General features: G+C 75.7%; 14 protein-coding genes and 1 tRNA gene. 9 read left to right on the forward strand and 6 right to left on the reverse strand.

The genetic code is table 11. The features are described 5' to 3' along the window. Together ACFW6A_RS06135 and ACFW6A_RS06140 are read right to left on the reverse strand one after the other, a co-directional pair. A complete protein-coding gene (locus ACFW6A_RS06135) occupies nt 1–2076 on the reverse strand; it encodes a glycosyltransferase (RefSeq protein ID WP_351849771.1) in 2076 nt (691 codons plus the stop codon). A gap of 234 nt (nt 2077–2310) precedes the next feature. Continuing rightward, the gene (locus ACFW6A_RS06140; protein ID WP_351849743.1) at nt 2311–2547 is read right to left on the reverse strand and encodes a hypothetical protein; all 237 of its coding nucleotides are present in this window, start codon (nt 2545–2547) and stop codon (nt 2311–2313) included. Between the two features lie 389 nt (nt 2548–2936). Between ACFW6A_RS06140 and ACFW6A_RS06145 the strand changes: the two genes are divergently transcribed. Then, on the forward strand, nt 2937–3899 hold the full coding sequence (locus ACFW6A_RS06145) for a glycoside hydrolase family 16 protein (protein ID WP_351849745.1): 963 nt from the start codon (nt 2937–2939) through the stop codon (nt 3897–3899). Nucleotides 3900–4207: 308 nt separating this feature from the next. Here the strand turns inward: ACFW6A_RS06145 and ACFW6A_RS06150 are convergent. After that, nucleotides 4208–4281: transfer RNA gene (locus tag ACFW6A_RS06150), tRNA-Pro, on the reverse strand. A gap of 105 nt (nt 4282–4386) precedes the next feature. Between ACFW6A_RS06150 and ACFW6A_RS06155 the strand changes: the two genes are divergently transcribed. After that, nucleotides 4387–4902: a DUF309 domain-containing protein gene (locus ACFW6A_RS06155; protein WP_386638982.1), complete on the forward strand. Its 516-nt coding sequence runs from the start codon at nt 4387–4389 to the stop codon at nt 4900–4902. 67 nt (nt 4903–4969) lie between these two features. Here the strand turns inward: ACFW6A_RS06155 and ACFW6A_RS06160 are convergent, their stop codons facing one another. Both ACFW6A_RS06160 and ACFW6A_RS06165 read right to left on the reverse strand, forming a co-directional pair. Continuing rightward, a complete protein-coding gene (locus ACFW6A_RS06160) occupies nt 4970–5332 on the reverse strand; it encodes a DUF488 domain-containing protein (RefSeq protein WP_386638985.1) in 363 nt (120 codons plus the stop codon). Between the two features lie 29 nt (nt 5333–5361). After that, nucleotides 5362–5964, reverse strand: coding sequence for a TetR/AcrR family transcriptional regulator (locus ACFW6A_RS06165; RefSeq protein ID WP_351849750.1), 603 nt, complete (start codon nt 5962–5964; stop codon nt 5362–5364). Between the two features lie 187 nt (nt 5965–6151). On the opposite strand from ACFW6A_RS06165, the gene ACFW6A_RS06170 reads away from it, so the two are divergent. From ACFW6A_RS06170 to ACFW6A_RS06200, 7 genes are all read left to right on the forward strand, one after another. Then, nucleotides 6152–7036 carry a phosphatase PAP2 family protein gene (locus ACFW6A_RS06170; protein ID WP_386638988.1) on the forward strand — a complete coding sequence of 295 codons (885 nt, stop codon included), beginning with the start codon at nt 6152–6154 and terminating at the stop codon, nt 7034–7036. Next, a complete protein-coding gene (locus tag ACFW6A_RS06175) occupies nt 7033–8184 on the forward strand; it encodes a DMT family transporter (RefSeq protein WP_351849754.1) in 1152 nt (383 codons plus the stop codon). The genes ACFW6A_RS06170 and ACFW6A_RS06175 overlap by 4 nt, the downstream gene beginning before the upstream one ends. Nucleotides 8185–8384: 200 nt before the next feature. Beyond that, nucleotides 8385–9395, forward strand: a complete 1011-nt coding sequence (locus ACFW6A_RS06180) for an SPFH domain-containing protein (RefSeq protein WP_386638991.1) — start codon at nt 8385–8387, stop codon at nt 9393–9395. Continuing rightward, on the forward strand, nt 9392–10291 hold the full coding sequence (locus tag ACFW6A_RS06185) for a hypothetical protein (RefSeq protein ID WP_386638994.1): 900 nt from the start codon (nt 9392–9394) through the stop codon (nt 10289–10291). The genes ACFW6A_RS06180 and ACFW6A_RS06185 overlap by 4 nt, the downstream gene beginning before the upstream one ends. Nucleotides 10292–10605: 314 nt before the next feature. Further along, on the forward strand, nt 10606–11472 hold the full coding sequence (locus ACFW6A_RS06190; protein WP_386638997.1) for a GNAT family N-acetyltransferase: 867 nt from the start codon (nt 10606–10608) through the stop codon (nt 11470–11472). Between the two features lie 662 nt (nt 11473–12134). Then, nucleotides 12135–13829, forward strand: coding sequence for a S8 family serine peptidase (locus ACFW6A_RS06195; RefSeq protein WP_386639122.1), 1695 nt, complete (start codon nt 12135–12137; stop codon nt 13827–13829). Between the two features lie 210 nt (nt 13830–14039). After that, the gene (locus ACFW6A_RS06200; protein ID WP_386639000.1) at nt 14040–17015 is read left to right on the forward strand and encodes an AAA family ATPase; all 2976 of its coding nucleotides are present in this window, start codon (nt 14040–14042) and stop codon (nt 17013–17015) included. 21 nt (nt 17016–17036) lie between these two features. Here ACFW6A_RS06200 and ACFW6A_RS06205 read toward each other — a convergent pair whose 3' ends face one another. Next, a complete protein-coding gene (locus tag ACFW6A_RS06205; RefSeq protein ID WP_386639003.1) occupies nt 17037–17690 on the reverse strand; it encodes a 1,4-alpha-glucan branching protein in 654 nt (217 codons plus the stop codon). Nucleotides 17691–17972 lie beyond the last annotated feature (282 nt).

The raw sequence follows: 17972 nt of genomic DNA on the forward strand, positions 1-17972 counted from the left end.
TCAGGCCTCCACCGGTGCGGCGACCTCGCCGGTGCGCCGGAGCTTCTGCCAGCGCAGCCGGCCACCGGTCAGCGCCGTGATCACGGACTGCAGCAGGACGATGTACATCAGCTGCCGGTAGACCACCTGCTGGATCGGCAGGCTGATGAGGTGCAGGGGCTTCTCGCCGTCGAGCCGGAAGGCGTACCACGACAGCGCGGCCTGGAGCAGGATGAAGCCGCCCCAGCTGGCGAGGGTGATCGGGGCGTCCGCGAAGAGCACGCCGTACAGCAGGAACATGTCGACCAGCGGCGCGAGCAGCGGAGCGACCACGCCGAACATGACGACGAGCGGCAGGCCGAGCCGGCCGAAGCGTCCGGCCGGGCCGCGGGAGGTCACGGCGCGGCGGTGCTTCCACATCGCCTGCATGCTGCCGTAGCTCCAGCGGTACCGCTGGGACCAGAGCTGCTGGATGCTGGCGGGGGCCTCGGTCCAGGCGCGGGCGCGCTCGGCGTAGACGATCCGCCAGCCGTCGCAGAGCACCGCCATGGTGATGTCGGTGTCCTCGGCGAGGGTGTCGTCGCTCATCCCGCCGACCCGCCGCAGGGCCTCCTTGCGGAAGGCGCCGACCGCGCCGGGGATGGTCGGGATGACGTTGAGCATGTCGTACATCCGGCGGTCCAGGTTGTGGCCGAGGACGTACTCGATGTGCTGCCAGGCGCCGATCAGGCTGTCGCGGTTGCCGACCTTGGCGTTGCCCGCGACCGCGCCGATCGTCGCGTCGCCGAAGGGCTGGACCAGCTCGCGCACGGTGGACGGCTCGAAGACGGTGTCGCCGTCCATCATCACGACGATGTCGTACGACGCGGCCGCGATGCCGGTGTTGAGCGCGCTGGACTTGCCGCCGTTGGCCTGGCGGATCAGCCGGACGAACGGCAGGGCCATCGCCTCGACGATGTCCGCCGTGCCGTCCGTGGAGCCGTCGTCGACGACGATGACCTCGATCGGGTAGTCGCTGGCGGCCAGCGACGCGAGGGTGTTCGCGATGCACTCGCGTTCGTTGTAGGCCGGGACGAGGACGGTGACCGGTTCGGTGACGGGCGGTCCCCACGCGTCCCGCCGCCGGGAGCGGCGGGCGTGGAGCGGGGCGAGGACGAGCATCAGCGCGAACCGGCCGAAGTTGAGGAAGCCGACGACGGCCAGCAGCGTGACCAGGACCGGCAGGGTGAGCACGGCGGCCTGGCTGGCCCAGATGAACACCTTGCCCGCCCACAGCTGGTAGCCGTGCACCGGCACGGTGGCGTCGGTGGCGCCGAGCGCCTCGGAGACGGTGGCGAAGCGGTAGCCCTCGCCCTGCAGCCTGTCGATGATCCGTTCCAGCGCGGCGAGGGTCTCGGCGCGGTCGCCGCCCGCGTCGTGCAGCAGGACCAGCTCGCCCGCGCCGGGCTTGCGCGGCATCGCCGCCTCGACGATCGCGTCGACGCCGGGCCGCTTCCAGTCGTCGGTGTCGCGGTCGATGAACGCGGTGAGGTAGCCGCGGGAGCCCACGTACTTGATCACCGGGTAGTTCCAGTCGTCGAGCGCCGAGGCGTCGGAGGAGTACGGCGGCCGGAACAGCGCGCTGTGGACGCCCGCGACGCCGGCCAGCGCCAGCTGCGTCTGCGCCAGCTCCCAGCTGATCCGGGCTTCGGACTGGTACACGAGATCGGGGTGGGTGAAGGTGTGCACGCCGATCTCGTGGCCGCCCGCGACGATCTGCCGGATCAGCTCGGGATGGCGGGTGGTCATCGCGCCGGTCACGAAGAACACCGCGTGGACGTCGCGGGCCGCGAGCACGTCCAGGATCTTCGGGGTCCACTCCGGCGAGGGCCCGTCGTCGAAGCTCAGGACCACGGTGCGGTCGGGGATCCGGTAGCTCACCGGGTGCTCGTTCCTGTCACCGCGCGCGTCGATGACCGGGCCGCCCTTGAGCAGGTTCTCCGGCACGGTCGTCTTGTCGACCGAGGTCGCGATCCGGGTGTCGTGGAACGCCTCGTTGGTGGCGAGGCCGCGCAGGACGAGGAGCACGAGCAGGCAGGCCAGCAGGGACAGCGGCATGACGAAGCGCAGCGGCGGCGCGGCCAGTCGGCGTGGTCTCAGCAGGGACTGCCGGCGACGCTGGTGGCGGGACAAGGGCGCTCCTGGAGATGGGTGGTGCGGACGATCAGGCGCGCTCGGCCGGCCCGCGGGCGCTGCTCCGGGCGACACGGCGGTCGCGTGTGCCGGGGAGGGTCGGGGCGTCCGGCGTGCGGGCCGGACGCTTCGGGTGGGGTGCGGCGGGGGCCGCGTCCTCTAGGGCCAGAAGGGGGGCAGGGGCCCGCTGGTGGGCAGGTACGCGGGCCCCGGCGGGACCTCCATCGCCGGCGCCTGCGACTGCATGCCGACCAGGCTGCTGCCCATGGCGGCCGCCAGGAACGCGCCGACCACGGAGACCGGCCAGCCGAAGCGCCGGAACAGGCGGCTGCGCAGACCCGACTGGTCGACGAACACCGGTACCGGAACGGGCTCCTGGGGGCTGGTTTCAGACACGTCGGGTCGAGCCGACTGCGTCGGGTACACCGGGTTGCGCCCGAAGGGTGGGGAGGCTTGGCGCATCTCGTGTGGCCTTTTTGTGCAGGGACGTAAACGGCTGAAGCGTAGAGCGAACCCTAACGAGCGACCCCGAGCGATTGGTGTGCGATATCCGGTTTTGACATGATCCGATCGAATGTCGTAACCGGATCGGTATGTCGACGGGCGCACCCCGCCCCGAGAACGGCCGGTTCGAACACACGCGGCATGATGGCCGGAACCCTTCGCTAGGATGACGCCGCCCTCAGGCAACCGGCGCGCGCACCCGGCGAGGAGCGCACCCACCCGCCCTCCCCTCCCACACCCTGCGCCCCAAGCCCTGCGCCCTACGCACCCAAGGAGCCCGCGTGAGCCAGCCCCGCCGCACCTCTCGTCGCCGCGCGTGGACGGCTCTCACGCTGCCCGCCCTCCTGTGCGCGCTCGCCGCGTGCTCCGCCGGCCCCGCAGCCGACGGGGGCACCGGCGGGGGCGCCGACGCCGCCGGGCCCGCGCGGGAGGCCTCGCCGACGCCCGCCGGTCCGCCGGGAACCCTGTTCGACGACTTCGACTACACCGGCGCCGACGACCCCTCCCTCGCCGCGCGCGGCTGGGAGATCCGCACCGGCGGGGGCGGCCCGGGGATCAGGGACAGCTGGAGCGCCGACGGCGTCTCCTTCCCCTCCGACCCGACGGCCGAGGGCGGGAGGGTCCTCCGTCTGCGCTCCACCACCGACGGCACGAAGCAGGGCACCGCGCAGGTCGAGATCCAGACCACGAGCCGCAACTTCCTCACCGGGACCTTCGCCGCCCGGGTCCACCTCAGCGACGAGCCCACGAGCGGGCGCGACGGCGACCACGTCGTCCAGACCTTCTTCCCGATCTCCCCCTCGGACTCCTCGGAGAACTACAGCGAACTCGACTTCGAGTACCTGCCGAACGGCGGCTGGGGCTCGGTGGGTCCGCAGCTCGACACCGTCAGCTGGCACAGGGCCGACCCGCCGGACCGGGTCCACCGCAGCCTCGAACGGCGCCTCGGCGGCTGGCACACCATGGTGATCACCGCCATGGACGGAAAGGTCACGTACTCCCTGGACGGCAAGAAGCTGTTCACCAGCTCCGGCAAGTACGTCCCGCGCGAGCGGATGGACGTCCACTTCAGCAACTGGTTCATCGACCTCCCCTTCACCGGCGGCCCGCGCACCTGGGACATGAAGGTCGACTGGGTCTACCACAAGGCCGGCGAGGCCGTCTCCCCGGCGGAGGTCCAGAAGACGGTGGACGGCTTCCGCAACACCGGCACCGACCACGTCGACACCGTCCCGAAGCCCTGACCCCACCCACGCACCGGAACCGAGGCCGGGGGCCTCGGCCGCGGGAGGACGGAACGGGCGGCCGCGCAGCCGGGCCCCGTCCGGGACGACCTCGTCGCCCGGCTCGGGTACGAGCGTCCACGGAACACGGCCGCCGGCACACCTCACCGCGCCCCGCGCACCCGGCCCCTGCCGAGCGCCGTCGCGGTCGCCCGCCGCCCGGTCGAGGCGGGTTGGTACCCCACTGGTTCCCGACCGGTCCTCCGGAACGACCGAGGGGCCGTTCCAGATTCCTCTGAAACGGCCCCTCGGTCTACGACTCTCTCGAGTCGGGACGACAGGATTTGAACCTGCGACCCCTTGACCCCCAGTCAAGTGCGCTACCAAGCTGCGCCACGTCCCGGTGCGCGTCGGCGGCGGGGTTTCCCCGCGTCGGCGTGCAGGAGAACATTACCTCACTCCGCGGGGGGAGATCACACACGCGTGCGCGGGGGCGGAGAATGGCGGGGTGAGCGAGGCATCCGGAGGGAACGGGCGCGGCCGGGACCGCGACGCGGAGGGGCGGGCGCGCAGCGCGCGGCCGCGGGACGGGCTCGGGCGGCCGCTGCCGTACGGGGCGGCGGGCGTGGCGCGCCAGCCCGAGGGGGTGGTGCGGACGCCCGGGGAGACGGTGCGGGAGGCGCAGCGGCTGCTGGACGCCGGGATGCCGTTCCACGCGCACGAGGTCTTCGAGGACGCGTGGAAGTCGGGGCCGGACGGCGAGCGGGAGCTGTGGCAGGGGCTGGCGCAGCTGGCCGTGGGGCTGACGCACGCCGCGCGGGGGAACGCGACGGGCGGGGCGCGGCTGCTGCGGCGCGGGGCCGGCCGGGCCGGAGGGTACGCGGACGGGGGCGGCGAGACGTACGGCCTGGACGTTCCCGGGCTCGTGGCCTGGGCGGGGGAGCTGGCCGGCCGGGTGGAGCGCGGGGCCGCTCCCCCGGACGCCGCAGCCGAGGCCCCCCGGCTGACGGGGAACCTCGGCTGACGGAGGGCCTCGGCTGGCGGAGGGCCTCGGCTGGCGGGGGTCGGCTGAGAAAGGCCGGTGGTGCGGGCTAGGCGGTGAGTTCTTCCTCCAGGACCGCGGCGTGGCTGGTCTCGGGGTGCTTGGTGGCGGTGAGGAGGGTGAGGGTGGCGGTCTTCGCGAGGGCGCGGAGGCGGTCGAGGGCGGCGGCGGCTTCGGGGGCCGCGAGTTCGGCCTCGTAGCGGCGGCGGAACTCCTCGTGGTCGCCTTCGCCCGGGCCGTGGTACCAGCGGCGGAGTTCCGTGGACGGGGTGAGTTCCTTGGGCCACGCGTCGATGCGGGCGTCCGCCTTGGCGAGGCCGCGCGGCCAGAGGTGGTCGACGAGGACGCGGACGCCGTCGTCGGGGGCGGGCGGGTCGTAGACGCGGCGGACGCGGACGGCGGGGGCGGGCATGGTTCCAGGGTGCGCGCCCCCGGCGCGCGTCACCCGTCGACGCGCAGGACGGGCAGCAGGACGGCGTCGACGAACGCGCGGGCGGCGGATGCGTCGGGGAAGCGGTCCTCCAGCAGCCGCTCGATGCGGAGCAGGCCCATGAAGCTGGGGGCGACGAAGGCGATGGCCGGGTTGTCGGCGGCGACCTCGCCCCGGTCGACGGCGCGCTGGACGACGGCGTCGAGGGCGGCGACCTCGGGGGCGATGACGGTCTCGCGGATGCAGCCGCGCAGGTCGGGGTGGTGGAGGTACGCCTGGGCGACGGCCTCCATGAGTTCGGTGTCGTGCTCGCGGCGGGCCGAGGCGATGCGGGCGGCCTCGTGGAGGTCGCCGGCGAGGCTGCCGGTGTCGATGCCGGTGAAGATCGCGCAGCGGCGGGCGGCGAGGGCGGCGGTGACGAGCCGCGGCTTGGTGCCCCACTGCCGGTAGAGGGTCGCCTTGCCGCACTTGGTGCGGGCCGCGACGCCCTCCATGGTCACCGCGTCGTAGCCGCCTTCGCGCAGGAGGCGGAGCACGGCCTCGTACAGCTCCGCCTCGCGCTCCGGCGTGATCTTGCTGCGGCGGGCGGCGGCGGTGGCGGCCTGCGTGGACATCGGTTCCTCCCGGAAACCTCGGGGCCCTCCGCGGGGGACGAGGGCGCCCTTCTCTGCACATACGAGAGTAGGGGGCGCACAATCGAGACGCAAACGTATCGAGACGCTTGCGTCTCGATGAAATCGGATCTAGAGTTCCTCCGTTTGTTGCAGATTTGACCGATTGACGGATGGGAAGTGCCGCGCCATGGCTACCCCGACAGGCGGGACGGACGGGATACGTCCGGCCGCCCGCACCGAGGGCGGCCGGCCACCGCTCCCGCGCGAGCTGCTGCTCGTCACCGGGCTCTTCCTCGTCTACAAGTTCGGCCGGCTCCTCGCGAACGGCCACGAGACCGCCGCCTTCCGCAACGCCGACCTCGTGTGGGACGCCGAGCGCGCCCTCCACTTCCCCGGCGAGGGCGCGGTCCAGCAGCTCCTGCTGCACGGCGAGCCGCTGGTCCGGGTCGCGAACACCTACTACGCGGCCGTGCACTTCCCGGCCACGATCGCCTTCCTCGCCTGGCTGTACTGGCGCCGCCCCGCGCACTACGTGTGGTCGCGGCGCGTCCTGGCGCTGCTGACCGGCGCGGCGCTGGCGCTGCACATCCTGGTGCCGCTCGCGCCACCCCGGATGCTCGCCTCCGCGGGCCTGGTGGACACCGCGCGGGTCTACGGCCCGTCCGTGTACGGGGCCGTCCCGGAGGCGGACTCGATGGCGAACCAGTTCGCCGCGATGCCGTCGCTGCACTTCGGCTGGGCGCTGATGGTCGCGATCGGGCTGATCGCCGCGACCCGCTCGCCTCTGCGGTGGTGGTGGCTGCTGCATCCGGCGCTGACCCTGTTCGTGGTCGTCGGCACCGCCAACCACTACTGGACGGACGCGCTCGCGGCCGCGGTCCTGCTGGGCTTCGCCCTGCTCGTCGTACCGACGCCGGTACGTCCGGTCGCGCCGGTACGACCGGTCGCGCCGGTACGACCGGTCGCGCCGCCCGCGCCGTCGGACGCGCCGCCCGCCGTGCCCCGGCAGCGGGCCGGCGGCGGGCCCGCGTCCGCCGGGTCCGCGTCCGCCCCTTCGGAGGTGCGGCGATGAGCGGCGCGGCGGGCACCCTGCTCGCGGTGCTCCTCTCACTCGTCTCCGCCGCCGGGTACGCGCTCGCCGCCGTCGCCCAGGCCCGGCTCGCCGCCGCCCCTTCCGCCCCCTCGGGGCGCGGGGCGCTGCGGGCCCTGCTCGCGCGCGGCCAGTGGTGGTGGGCCGTCGGCCTCAACGCCGCCGGAGCCCTCGCCCACGTCGCCGCCCTGCACTACGGGCCCCTGACGCTGGTGCAGCCGCTGGGCGCGCTGACCCTCGTGGCGGCGCTGCCGCTGGGCGCCCGCACGGCCCGCCGGCGGGTGACCCGCACCGAGTGGCGCGGGGCGCTGTGGACCCTGGCGGGACTGGTCGGGCTCGTCGCGGTCACCGGGCCCGCCGCGCCCGGCGAGTCGCTGAGCATGGCCGAGGCCCTGGCGGTCGCCGGGGCGACGGCGCTGCTGATCGCGGTCCTGGCCGGCGGCCGGCTGCCCGGCGCCGGCCGCCGGGCCGGGGGCGAGGAGGGCGGCGTACGGGCCCACGGCCTCGGGCACGCCACCGCCTCCGGCATCGCCTCGGGCGTCGGCTCGGCCCTGACCCAGACCCTCACCGCCGCGCTGGCCCTCGGCCTCCCGGGCGGGCGGCCGTCCTGGTGGCAGACCGTCCTGCTCGCGGTGCTGATCTCGGCCTTCGCCCTGGGCGGCCTGCTCCTCTCCCAGACCGCCTACCGGGGCGGGCTCGCCGCCCCGCTGGCGGTCGTGAACCTGTCGAACCCGGCGGCCGCCGCCGTCATCGGCGTGGCCCTGCTCGGCGAGACGTTCCGCGCGGGCGCCTGGGGCTGGTCGGCCGCCGCCGCGGCGGCCCTGGTCGCGGCCCGGGGCGTCGTCCTCCTCACCGCGGGCGACCCGACGCCCCCGAAGCCGGAGTCCGAGCCCGCGAGCGGGCCCGTCAGCGGCTCCACGGCCGGGTCCGGGCCGGCCGCCGCCACCGCGAGGCCGCCGTTCGGGTCGCCCGGCACGCCCGGGATCCCCGGTACCCCCGGCCCCTCCGGCACCTTCGCACCGGAACCTTCCGCGGTGCCGACGGTACCCGCGGTGCCCACGGCGCCGAGTCTGGCCGAGGCGCTGGGGGAGGTCCTCGCCCCCGTACGGGAGGCGGAGCCGGCCCGCTGAGCGGGGCGGAGGCATCTCCTCCGCCCGGCCGCCCCTCCTCCGTCCGACTGCTCCTCCGCCCGGCCACCCTTCCCGCCCCTCCACCCCGGCCGTCCCTCCCGCCCCACCGGTCCGGCCGCGCCCCACGACCCCCTTCGCGTCACCTTGACGACAAACGGCCTCCGGCCCTATCGTCATGGTGACGACAAGGGGGTTCTCTCATGGCCGACATCACCCGGCGCGCAGGCTGGCGCCATCTGCGTTCCGCGCCCACCGCCCACATCCGCCACCAGCGGGGCGGGCGGCTCGCCCACGACGGGGCCGGGCTCAGCTTCTGGTTCCGGCCGCGGAGCGCCGCGCTGTCCGAAGTGCCGGTGGACGACCGGGAGCTGGCGATGGCCTTCCACGCGCGCACCGCCGACTTCCAGGACGTGAGCGTGCAGTCCACCGTCACGTACCGGATCGGGGACCCCGCGACGGCCGCCGCGCGGCTCGACTTCTCCATCGACCCCGACACCGGCGTCTGGCGAGGGACCCCGCTGGAGCAGATCGCGACGCTGCTGACCGAGACCGCCCAGCAGCACGCCCTCGACGTCCTCGCGCGCACCACGCTCGCCCGGGCGCTGGTGGACGGCGTGGCGGCGGTGCGGGAACGGATCACGGACGGGCTCGCCGCGGAACCGCGGCTGCCGGCGACCGGCATCGAGGTGGTCGCCGTCCGCGTGGTCGCGCTCCGCCCCGAGCCCGAGGTCGAGCGCGCCCTGCGCACCCCGGCCCGGGAGCAGATCCAGCAGGAGGCCGACCGGGCCACCTACGAGCGCCGCGCGGTCGCGGTCGAGCGGGAGCGGACGATCGCGGAGAACGAGCTGGCCAGCAAGATCGAGCTGGCCCGCCAGGAGGAACGGCTCGTCGAGCAGCGCGGTACCAACGCGCGGCGCGAGGCGGAGGAGTCCGCCGCCGCCGACGCGGTGCGGGCCGAGGCCGAGGCCGTGCGGAAGGTGCGCCTGGCCCGGGCCGAGGCGGAGGCGGCGCGCGAGGTCGGCGAGGCCCGGGCCGCCGCGCAGACGGCCTGGCTCCAGGCGCACGCGGCGGCCGAGCCCGCCGTCCTGCACGCCCTGGCGCTCACCCGGGCCGCCGAGCAGCTGCCCCGGATCGAGCACCTCACCCTCTCCCCCGACGTCCTCACCGGCCTCCTCGCGAAGCTCGGCGGCAGCGGCGGGGAAGGCGCGTGAGCCTCGCCCCGCGGGCGGTCCTCGTGCACCGCAGGACGGAGTACGAGGAGCTGATCGCCCGGCACGGGACGCACGGGCAGGCCGCGTTCTTCCTGGCGGCCCGCGGGCGCTCGGCCGACGAGGTCCGCGAACGGCACGACCGTGCGCTGCGGGCGCTCGCGGCCGTCGCCGGGGCCGTGCCGCTGGCCTGGCGGCAGACCCGGGTGGAGCGCGCCGATCTGGACAGGTTCCTCTTCGGGCCGGAGGACGTCGTGGTGGTGGTCGGCCAGGACGGGCTGGTCGCCAACACCGCCAAGTACCTCTCCGGCCAGCCGGTCGTCGGCATCGACGCCGACCCCGGGCGCAACCCCGGCGTGCTCGTCCGGCACCGGCCGGCCGACGCCCGCCGGCTGCTGCCGCACGCGGCCGGGCCGGGGGCCGGGGCCGAGGAGCTGACCATGGTCGCGGCGACCACGGACGACGGCCAGCGGCTGCTCGCCCTCAACGAGATCTACGTGGGCCCGCCGGGGCACCAGACCGCCCGCTACACCCTGGACGCGGAGGGCGGCGACCGGGGGCCCGAGGCCCAGGCGTCCTCCGGGGTGCTGGCCGGCACCGGCACCGGCGCCACCGGCTGGCTCCGCTCGCTCTGGCAGCAGCGCTCCAGCGCGCTGGCGCTGCCCGCGCCGGCGGAGCCGCGCCTCGCGTGGTTCGTCCGCGAGGCCTGGCCCTCCCCCACGACCGGCACGAGCCGGGTCGAGGGGCTCCTCGGTCCCGGCCAGGGGCTGCGGCTGACCGTCGAGTCCGACCGCCTCGTCGCCTTCGGCGACGGCGTCGAGTCCGACGCCCTCGACCTGACCTGGGGCCAGACCGTCCGCCTCTCCGTGGCCGACACCCGCCTCCACCTGGTGACCTGAGTGACCCGACCCGCCACTCCGCCCCCGCCGCCGGGTGCGGACTCCGGGGGCGGCCCTCGGGGACGTCCGTCGGAACGATCCGCACCGGCGTCCGTCGGAACGATCCGCACCGGCGTCCGTCGGAACGACCCGCGCCGGCGTCCGTCGGGACGGCCGTCGGAAGCGCCCGTCCCGACGGACGCCGGTGCGTCCGCCGGGCGTTCGCCGGGCGGCCGGAATCGATCGGCGGCACGCCGGGAGGGGGTCAGGAGGCGCTACGGTGGGGCGCTTTGACCGTTTTGTTTGGTGTGCGGTGTCGTTCGAAAGGCTCCTCCATGACCCTCTCCTCCGCCGGTCCGATCGCCGTCGCCCCCGCCACCCGCGCCGAGTGGGAGCTCGTGCGGGGCTGGGCGGCCGAGGAGGGGTGGAACCCCGGGCGGGCGGACGGGGACGCCTTCTTCGCGCAGGACCCGGAGGGGTTCTTCCTGGGGCGGGTCGGCGGCGAGCCGGTCTCCGCCGTCTCGGTGGTGACCTACGGGGACGCGTACGCCTTCCTCGGCTTCTACCTCGTCCGGCCCGAACTGCGCGGGCGGGGGCTGGGGCTGGCGACCTGGCGGGCCGGGCTCGCCCACGCGGGCGGGCGCGCGGTGGGGCTGGACGGGGTGCCCGCCCAGCAGGACAACTACCGGCGCTCGGGCTTCGCGACCGCCTACCGCACCGCCCGCTATGTCGGAGAAGTCCCGTCCTCCGGGCGCCCGGTGGCCGGGATCGTGCCGGCCGGGCGGGTCGATCGCGCGCTCCTCGCCGCGTACGACTCCGCCTGCCACCACGCCGAACGGCCCCGCTTCCTCGCCGCCTGGCTCACGACCCCGGGGCACCGCGCCCTCGCGAGGGTGGCGGACGGCCGGGTGACCGGCTACGGCGTCGTGCGGCCCTGCCAGGACGAGGCGCGGGTGGGGCCGCTGTTCGCGGACGGTCCGGCGGACGCGGCGGCTCTGCTCGACGCGCTGGCGGAGGAGGCCCGGGGCTTCGGCGCGCGGTCGGTCGCCGTGGACATGCCGGACACGAACCCGGCGGCGGCCCGGCTCGCCGAGGAGCGCGGCCTCACCCCCACCTTCGAGACGGCCCGCATGTACACCGCCCCGGTACGGCCGATCGCGACGGACCGCGTCTTCGGCGTCACCACCCTCGAACTCGGCTGAGGACGGGCCGGAACCGGCCGGGATCCGCCCTGCGGCACCCGGCTCCGACGCCCCACCCCTCGCGACCCCTCGCCGCTCCCCCGCGCGCCCCGCACGCTCCCCGCGCCCTCGCTCCGCACCCGCTCGCGTGCCCGCGAGCGGGTCGGATCGCGCCACTTCGCCGCCCGGAGCGGGGCGGTGGGCCCGGCCGCCCCTCCGCGCGCCCGCCGCGCCGACGCCCTCCGGCCGCCCCGGAGGGGGGACCCCCTCCCCGCCCCTGAGGGGCGACAAGGGTTTTCCCCGTATCGCGTTCACCTCCCCGTTCCCTACTGTCCTCCGCACCGGCGGATATCATCCCCCGCAGCGCATCTGACAGGTGCATGCGGGGAGACCACCGCCGGTGACGGCCTTGACCCGGGCCGTCGGCGCCGGTGGCGGCGCACGGGCCCCCCAGCCCAGGGACCACGGCCGCGACCCCACTTCGCACCGCGACTCCCGCGCCGCCGCCACTGCCCGCAACCACGTCGTACTCGAAAGGGCCACCCACTTTGAACGGTTCCAGGCGGAGAGTCATATCCGTGGTCGCCACCGCCGCGATCATCGGTGCCACTGCCACCACCACCGGGGCGTTCGCCGCCGCCCCGGCCGCTCCCTCCCCGAAGCCCGCCCCGGCTTCGCAGGCGATGCGGGCGCTGCCCAGCGCCCCGGTCGAGAAGGTCATCGTCACCTACAAGAGCCAGGCCGCCGAGGCCGCTTCCAACGCGGCGGCGAAGTCCGACACCGCCGAGAAGGCCGCGAAGACCGGCGAGGCGCTCGCCTTCGAGCGCCGCCTCTCCGGCGGCGGCGCCCTGGTCGACCTGGGCGACTCCGCCACCGCGCAGGACGTGAACGAGGTCATGGCCGCCTTCCGCGCCGACCCGTCCGTCGCCACCGTCGAACCGGACATCCGCGCCTACGCCATGGCCGTGGCCCCGAACGACACCGACTACGCCAAGCAGTGGGACCTCTTCGAGGCCACCGGCGGCATGAACGTGCCGTCCGCCTGGGACAAGACGACCGGCTCGGGCGTCACCGTCGCCGTCATCGACACAGGCTACGCGGCCCACTCGGACCTCGCGTCCAACGTGGTCTCCGGCTACGACTTCATCTCCGCCTCCGCCGACGCCCGCGACGGCAACGGCCGCGACGCGGACGCCAAGGACGAGGGCGACTGGAACGCCACCGACGGCGAGTGCGGCACCGGCTCCAAGGCGTCGACCTCCTCCTGGCACGGCACCCACGTGGCCGGCACCATCGGCGCCGTCACGAACAACACCAAGGGCATCGCGGGCATCGCGTACAACGCGAAGATCCAGCCCGTGCGGGTGCTCGGCAAGTGCGGCGGCTCGTCCTCCGACATCGCCGACGCCATCACCTGGGCCTCCGGCGGCACCGTGTCGGGCGTCCCGGCCAACCCCACGCCGGCCAAGGTCATCAACCTGAGCCTCGGCGGCGCCAGCTCCACCTGCCCGAGCGTCTACCAGACCGCGATCAACGGCGCCGTCTCGCGCGGCACCACCGTCGTCGTCGCCGCGGGCAACAGCAACGCCAACACCTCCGGCTTCACGCCCGCGAACTGCTCGAACGTCATCACCGTGGCGTCGACCAACCGCGCCGGCTCCCGGTCGTACTACTCCAACTACGGCACCCTCGTGGACGTGTCCGCCCCCGGCGGCGAGACCCGCAACGCCACCGACACGCCCGGCACCGTCACCACCCCCGAGAACGCGATCTACTCCACGCTGAACTCGGGCACGACGACCCAGTCGACCGAGAACTACAAGCCCTACCAGGGCACCTCCATGGCCGCGCCGCACATCGCGGGCCTCGCCGCCCTCCTGAAGTCGGCCAAGAGCACCCTCACCCCGGCCGAGATCGAGTCGGCGATCAAGACGAACGCCCGTCCGCTCCCCGGCACCTGCTCCGGCGGCTGCGGCACCGGCATCGCCGACGCGGCCAAGACCGTGAACGCGGTCACCGGCACCACCCAGCCGGGCACCGTCTTCACCAACGCCAACGACGTCACGATCTCCGACAACACCACCGTGTCGTCCTCGATCGCCGTCACCGGCCGCACCGGCAACGCCCCCGCCGCCCTCAAGGTCGGCGTGGACATCAAGCACACCTGGCGCGGGGACCTGGTCGTCGACCTGGTCGCCCCCGACGGCACGGTGCGCAACCTGAAGGCGTCCTCCTCCTCGGACAGCGCCGACAACGTCATCGCGACGTACACGGTCGACGCCTCCAACGAGGTCGCCAACGGCACCTGGAAGCTCCAGGTCCGCGATGTGGCCACGGGTGACACCGGCTACATCGACTCGTGGAGCCTCACCTTCTGATCCACCGCTCAACCACCCCCCACATCAGCATCATTGCTGGTCAGCGACGCGCTCGTGGTCTACACCACGGGCGCGTCCTGGCGTGGGGAAGGGTGACCGCGCGGTGCGGCGTGTCCGCATGCCGGACAAGGGGCCTGGACGGAGCGCCCCGGCTCCGTATCCTCTGCGCAGGGCTCATGGGCGGGGCCCACGGGCGGAGGTGGCGACCAGGTGACGACGGTTCCGAGCGGCCCCCTGCCCCCACGTGCTCCCGGAGTCGCGGGGCCCCCGGCCCCGGTGGGCCGCGAGGAGCTGCTGGCCCGTCTCGAATCCGTCCTCCACTCCCGCGGCCGCGCCCTGCTCACGGGCCCCGCAGGCGTCGGCAAGACCGAGGTCGCGCTGGCCGCCGCGGCCCGGGCCGAGGCCCGCGGCGAGACCGTGCTGTGGCTCGCGGCCCTTCCCGCCGACCGCGCGATACCCGGCGCCGCCGCGGCCGCGCTGGTGGCCTCCGTGGCGTCCACCGTCACCCGGCCGGGCCCGCGCGCCGAGCCGGCCCCCGCCGCCGAGGACGGCCCGGCCCCCCTCCCGGGCTCCCCCGGCGCCCTGCCCTCCGGGGTCTTCGCCTCCGGCGTCTTCGACGACCTGCCGGGCCCCCAGCGCACCGCCGTCGCCATGCTCTGCCGCGAGGCGCCCATCCAGCAGGGCGGCTGGGACCCGATCGCCCTGCGCCTGGGCATCGCCCGCATCCTGCGCGCGCTGGCCTCCCGGGGGCCGGTGCTGCTCGTCGTCGACGGGGCCGAGTTCCTCGACCACGACAGCACCGACCTGCTCCGCTTCGCCCTCCACCTCGCCCCGCCGTCGCTGCGGGTGATCGCGGTCGAGACCCCGGAGCCGTACGGGGACGCCCACGGCGCCGACGCGCCGGAGCCCGCCGCCGGCGCCCCCGGCCGGGCGGGCGTCGGGCGCACCGCCCACCTGTGGGTGCCGTCCGAGGCCGACCTGCTCCTCGTGCCGCCGCTCCAGGCCGACGAGATCGCCGCACTCCTCATCCACCACCGGCTGCCGTCCCGGATGGCCGGCCGCATCCACCGCGCCAGCGGCGGCAACCCCCGGCTCGCGCTCGCCGTCGGCCGCTCCCTCGCCGACGCCCGCACCCCCGTGCACCACGCGGAGGCCCTGACGCTCTCCGGCCGGGCCCGGGACCTGGCCCGCCAGCTCCTGGGCGCCGCTCCCCCGCCGGTCCGGGCCACGCTGCTGCTCGCGGCGCTCGCCCTGCGCCCCTCGGCGACCCTGGTGCGGCGGGCCGGACGGGCCAACGCGGAGGCGGACCTCGCCGCCGCCGAGCGGGCCGGCCTGGTGTCGCTCGCCGAGGACGGCTCGCTGGCCTTCACGGCGGGGCTCCTGCCGTCCACGCTGGTGCACGACGCCTGCTGGGCGGAGCGCAGCGCCGGGCACGCCGCGCTCGCCGAGGTCGTGGACGACCCGGTGGAGGCGGTCCGGCACCGGGCGCTGGCCTCCGACCGGCCGGACGAGGAGCTGGCCGCCGAGGTGGCGGCCGCTGCGGAGGCCGCGCGGCGCCGCGGGAACAACGCGCTCGCCGCCGAACTGGCCCTGCTGGCCGCCGAGTCCACCCCCGGCCGGGACGGTGCGCGGCGCATCGCGCGCCTCGTGGACGCGGCCGAGGAGGCCGCGCGGGCGGCCAGGGCCGACCTGGCGATGCGGGCCGCCACCGACCTGCTCGCCCGCGACGCCTCCCCCACCGACCGGGTGCGGGCCCGCCTCGCGGTCCTCGACACGGCGGGGCAGGGCCTCACCGACCTGGACGACATGTACGTCCACGCCATGGAGGACTCGGAGGGCGACACCGCGCTCCGGGCCGCCGTGCAGCTCCGGCTGGCCGTCAAGTACGTGCTGGCCGATGGTGATCCGGAGCGGTCCAGGACCGCCGCGATGGAGTCGGCCGCGCTCGCCGCCTCGGTGGGCGACCCGCGTACGGCCGCGCAGGCGCTGACCGTGCAGGCGCGGATGGAGCGGGCGCTGGGCACCCCCGACGCGGAGCCGGTCCTGGCCCGGGCCCGGGAACTGGAGCTGACGGAAAGGCCGTTGGGCATCCGCAACGCCGCCCAGATCCTGACGATCCGGCACGCCCTCTTCGACGACCGGCTGACGGACGCCCGCGACGAGCTGAACGCCCTGCTGCCGCTGGTGCAGCGGCGGGGCTCGGTCGAGGACGCCATCGAGCTGTTCCGCACGCTCGCGGAGATCGAGTCGCGGATCGGCGCGTGCGCGGCGGCGCTGGCGCACGCCGGCCAGTCGCTGGCGCTCACCCTGGAGGCCGGCCTGTCCCCCGGCCCCGCCTGGTACGCGCTGGCGCTCGCCGAGACCGCCGGCGGCAGCCTGGGCCGGGCGGCGAGCTACGCGCGGCGCAGCGTGCAGGCCTCCGAGGAGGAGGGCGACCGGGTCTTCCTCTCGCGCAGCCGGTACGCCCTCGGGCGCGTCCAGCTGGTCAACGGCGACGTGGCGGCGGCCCTGGAGACCCTGCGCCGGGTGCAGGCCGACGAGCGGGCGCAGTCCACGGTCGACCCGTCGATGCTGCGCTGGCACGAGGAGCTGGCGGAGGCGCTGCTCGCGCACGACGCCGTCGAGGACGCCCTGGCGCTGCTCGCGGAGGTCCGCCCGGTGGCCCGGCGGCTGGGCCGCTCCACGGTGCTGCTCGGCTGCGACCGGGTGCAGGCGCTGTGCCTGGCGGCGGAGGGCCGGACGGACGAGGCGGCGGAGCTGCTGACCGGGACGGCCGTCCGGTTCGCGGAGGCGGGGCTGCCGCTGGAGCAGGGGCGGGCACTGATGGCGCTGGCCCGGGTGGAGCGCAAGCGGCGGCGGCGGTCGGCGGCGCAGACGGCGCTGCACACGGCGGCCACGCTCTTCGAGCGGGCCGGGGCGGTGCCGTGGCTGGCGCTGGCCACGGAGGCCCCGGCGGGCGAGCTGCCGGGGACGGCGGCGGGCGGCGACGAGGCCCCGACGGCGCTGGCCTCGCTGACCGAGGCGGAGCTGCGGCTGGCCCGGCTGGTGGGGCAGGGAGCCTCGAACCAGGAGGCGGCGGCGAAGCTGTTCCTGAGCGTGAAGACGGTGGAGGCGCGGCTGACCCGCATCTACCAGAAGCTGGACGTGCGCTCCCGCGCCCAGCTGGCGACGGCGCTCCGCCCCTGAGGACGGAGCGCGCCGCCCGCGTCAGGCCCGGTGGACGGAGACGTACGTCCCGCGCACGGCGGCGCCCTCGGCTCCCGCCGGGACCCACTCGGCGGTGACGCCCCCGAGCGCGCCCTCCCCGGCGCCCGGCCGCAGGACCCGGTGCAGCCGCAGGACGAGGGCTCCGGCGTCCTCCTCCGCCCGCACCTCGACGTCGGTGTGCTCGCCGCCGTCGACGGCGGCCGGCGGCTCGGCGGCGCGCAGGCCCGGGACGGCGGCGACCGCGACGGTCTCGTCGACGGCGTCGCTGACGGACTGCTGCTGCGGCACGGCCCGTCCGGCGAGCAGTGCGGTCAGCTCCCGGACGAGCACGGGGTCGTGGGCGCCGTCGTAGATCCACCGGGTGCCGAGCACCCCGTGCTCGGAGGTGCCGATGAGCGCGTGCCCGGCGCCGTCGAGGGGCTTGCCCCGGTACGTCATCGGGATCAGGTACGCGACCGCCTCCGGCCCCTCGCCGTCGGTGACGACCATGAACTCGACGCCCACCTCGCCCTCGGGGTCGTCGAGCCGGAACCCGCCGGCCTTCACCGGCCGTGGCCCGTCCGCCCCTCCGGCGTACCAGGCCCGCGTCGGCAGCCAGCCGGCGATGAGCTCCAGTTTGGTCGGCGTCATCGTGGTGCGGTGGATGAGGGCCATGAGCAGGTCGCTTCCTCTCCTGGGGGCGGGAAACCGCCAACGTAACAGAGGGCCCCGCCGGGTGAAGTCCGGCCCGCCCGCGGCCTCGTGGGGCACGGCCCGCGAACGCGCCGCCGCGATGCGGGAGTCGGCGCGCCGGGCCGCCGGCGAGGGCGGCCGGGGCGGGGCCTTCGGGGCGAGGCCTTCGGGGCGGAAGGCGGGGCCGCAGGCGGGGCGTTCGGGGCGTAAAACGGGTCCGCAGGCGGGGCGTTCGGCGCGGGAGCGTGCGGCGGGACGGCGGTC

Origin of the sequence: Streptomyces sp. NPDC058758 (assembly GCF_042746075.1) — a bacterium.
Lineage (GTDB): Bacteria > Actinomycetota > Actinomycetes > Streptomycetales > Streptomycetaceae > Streptomyces.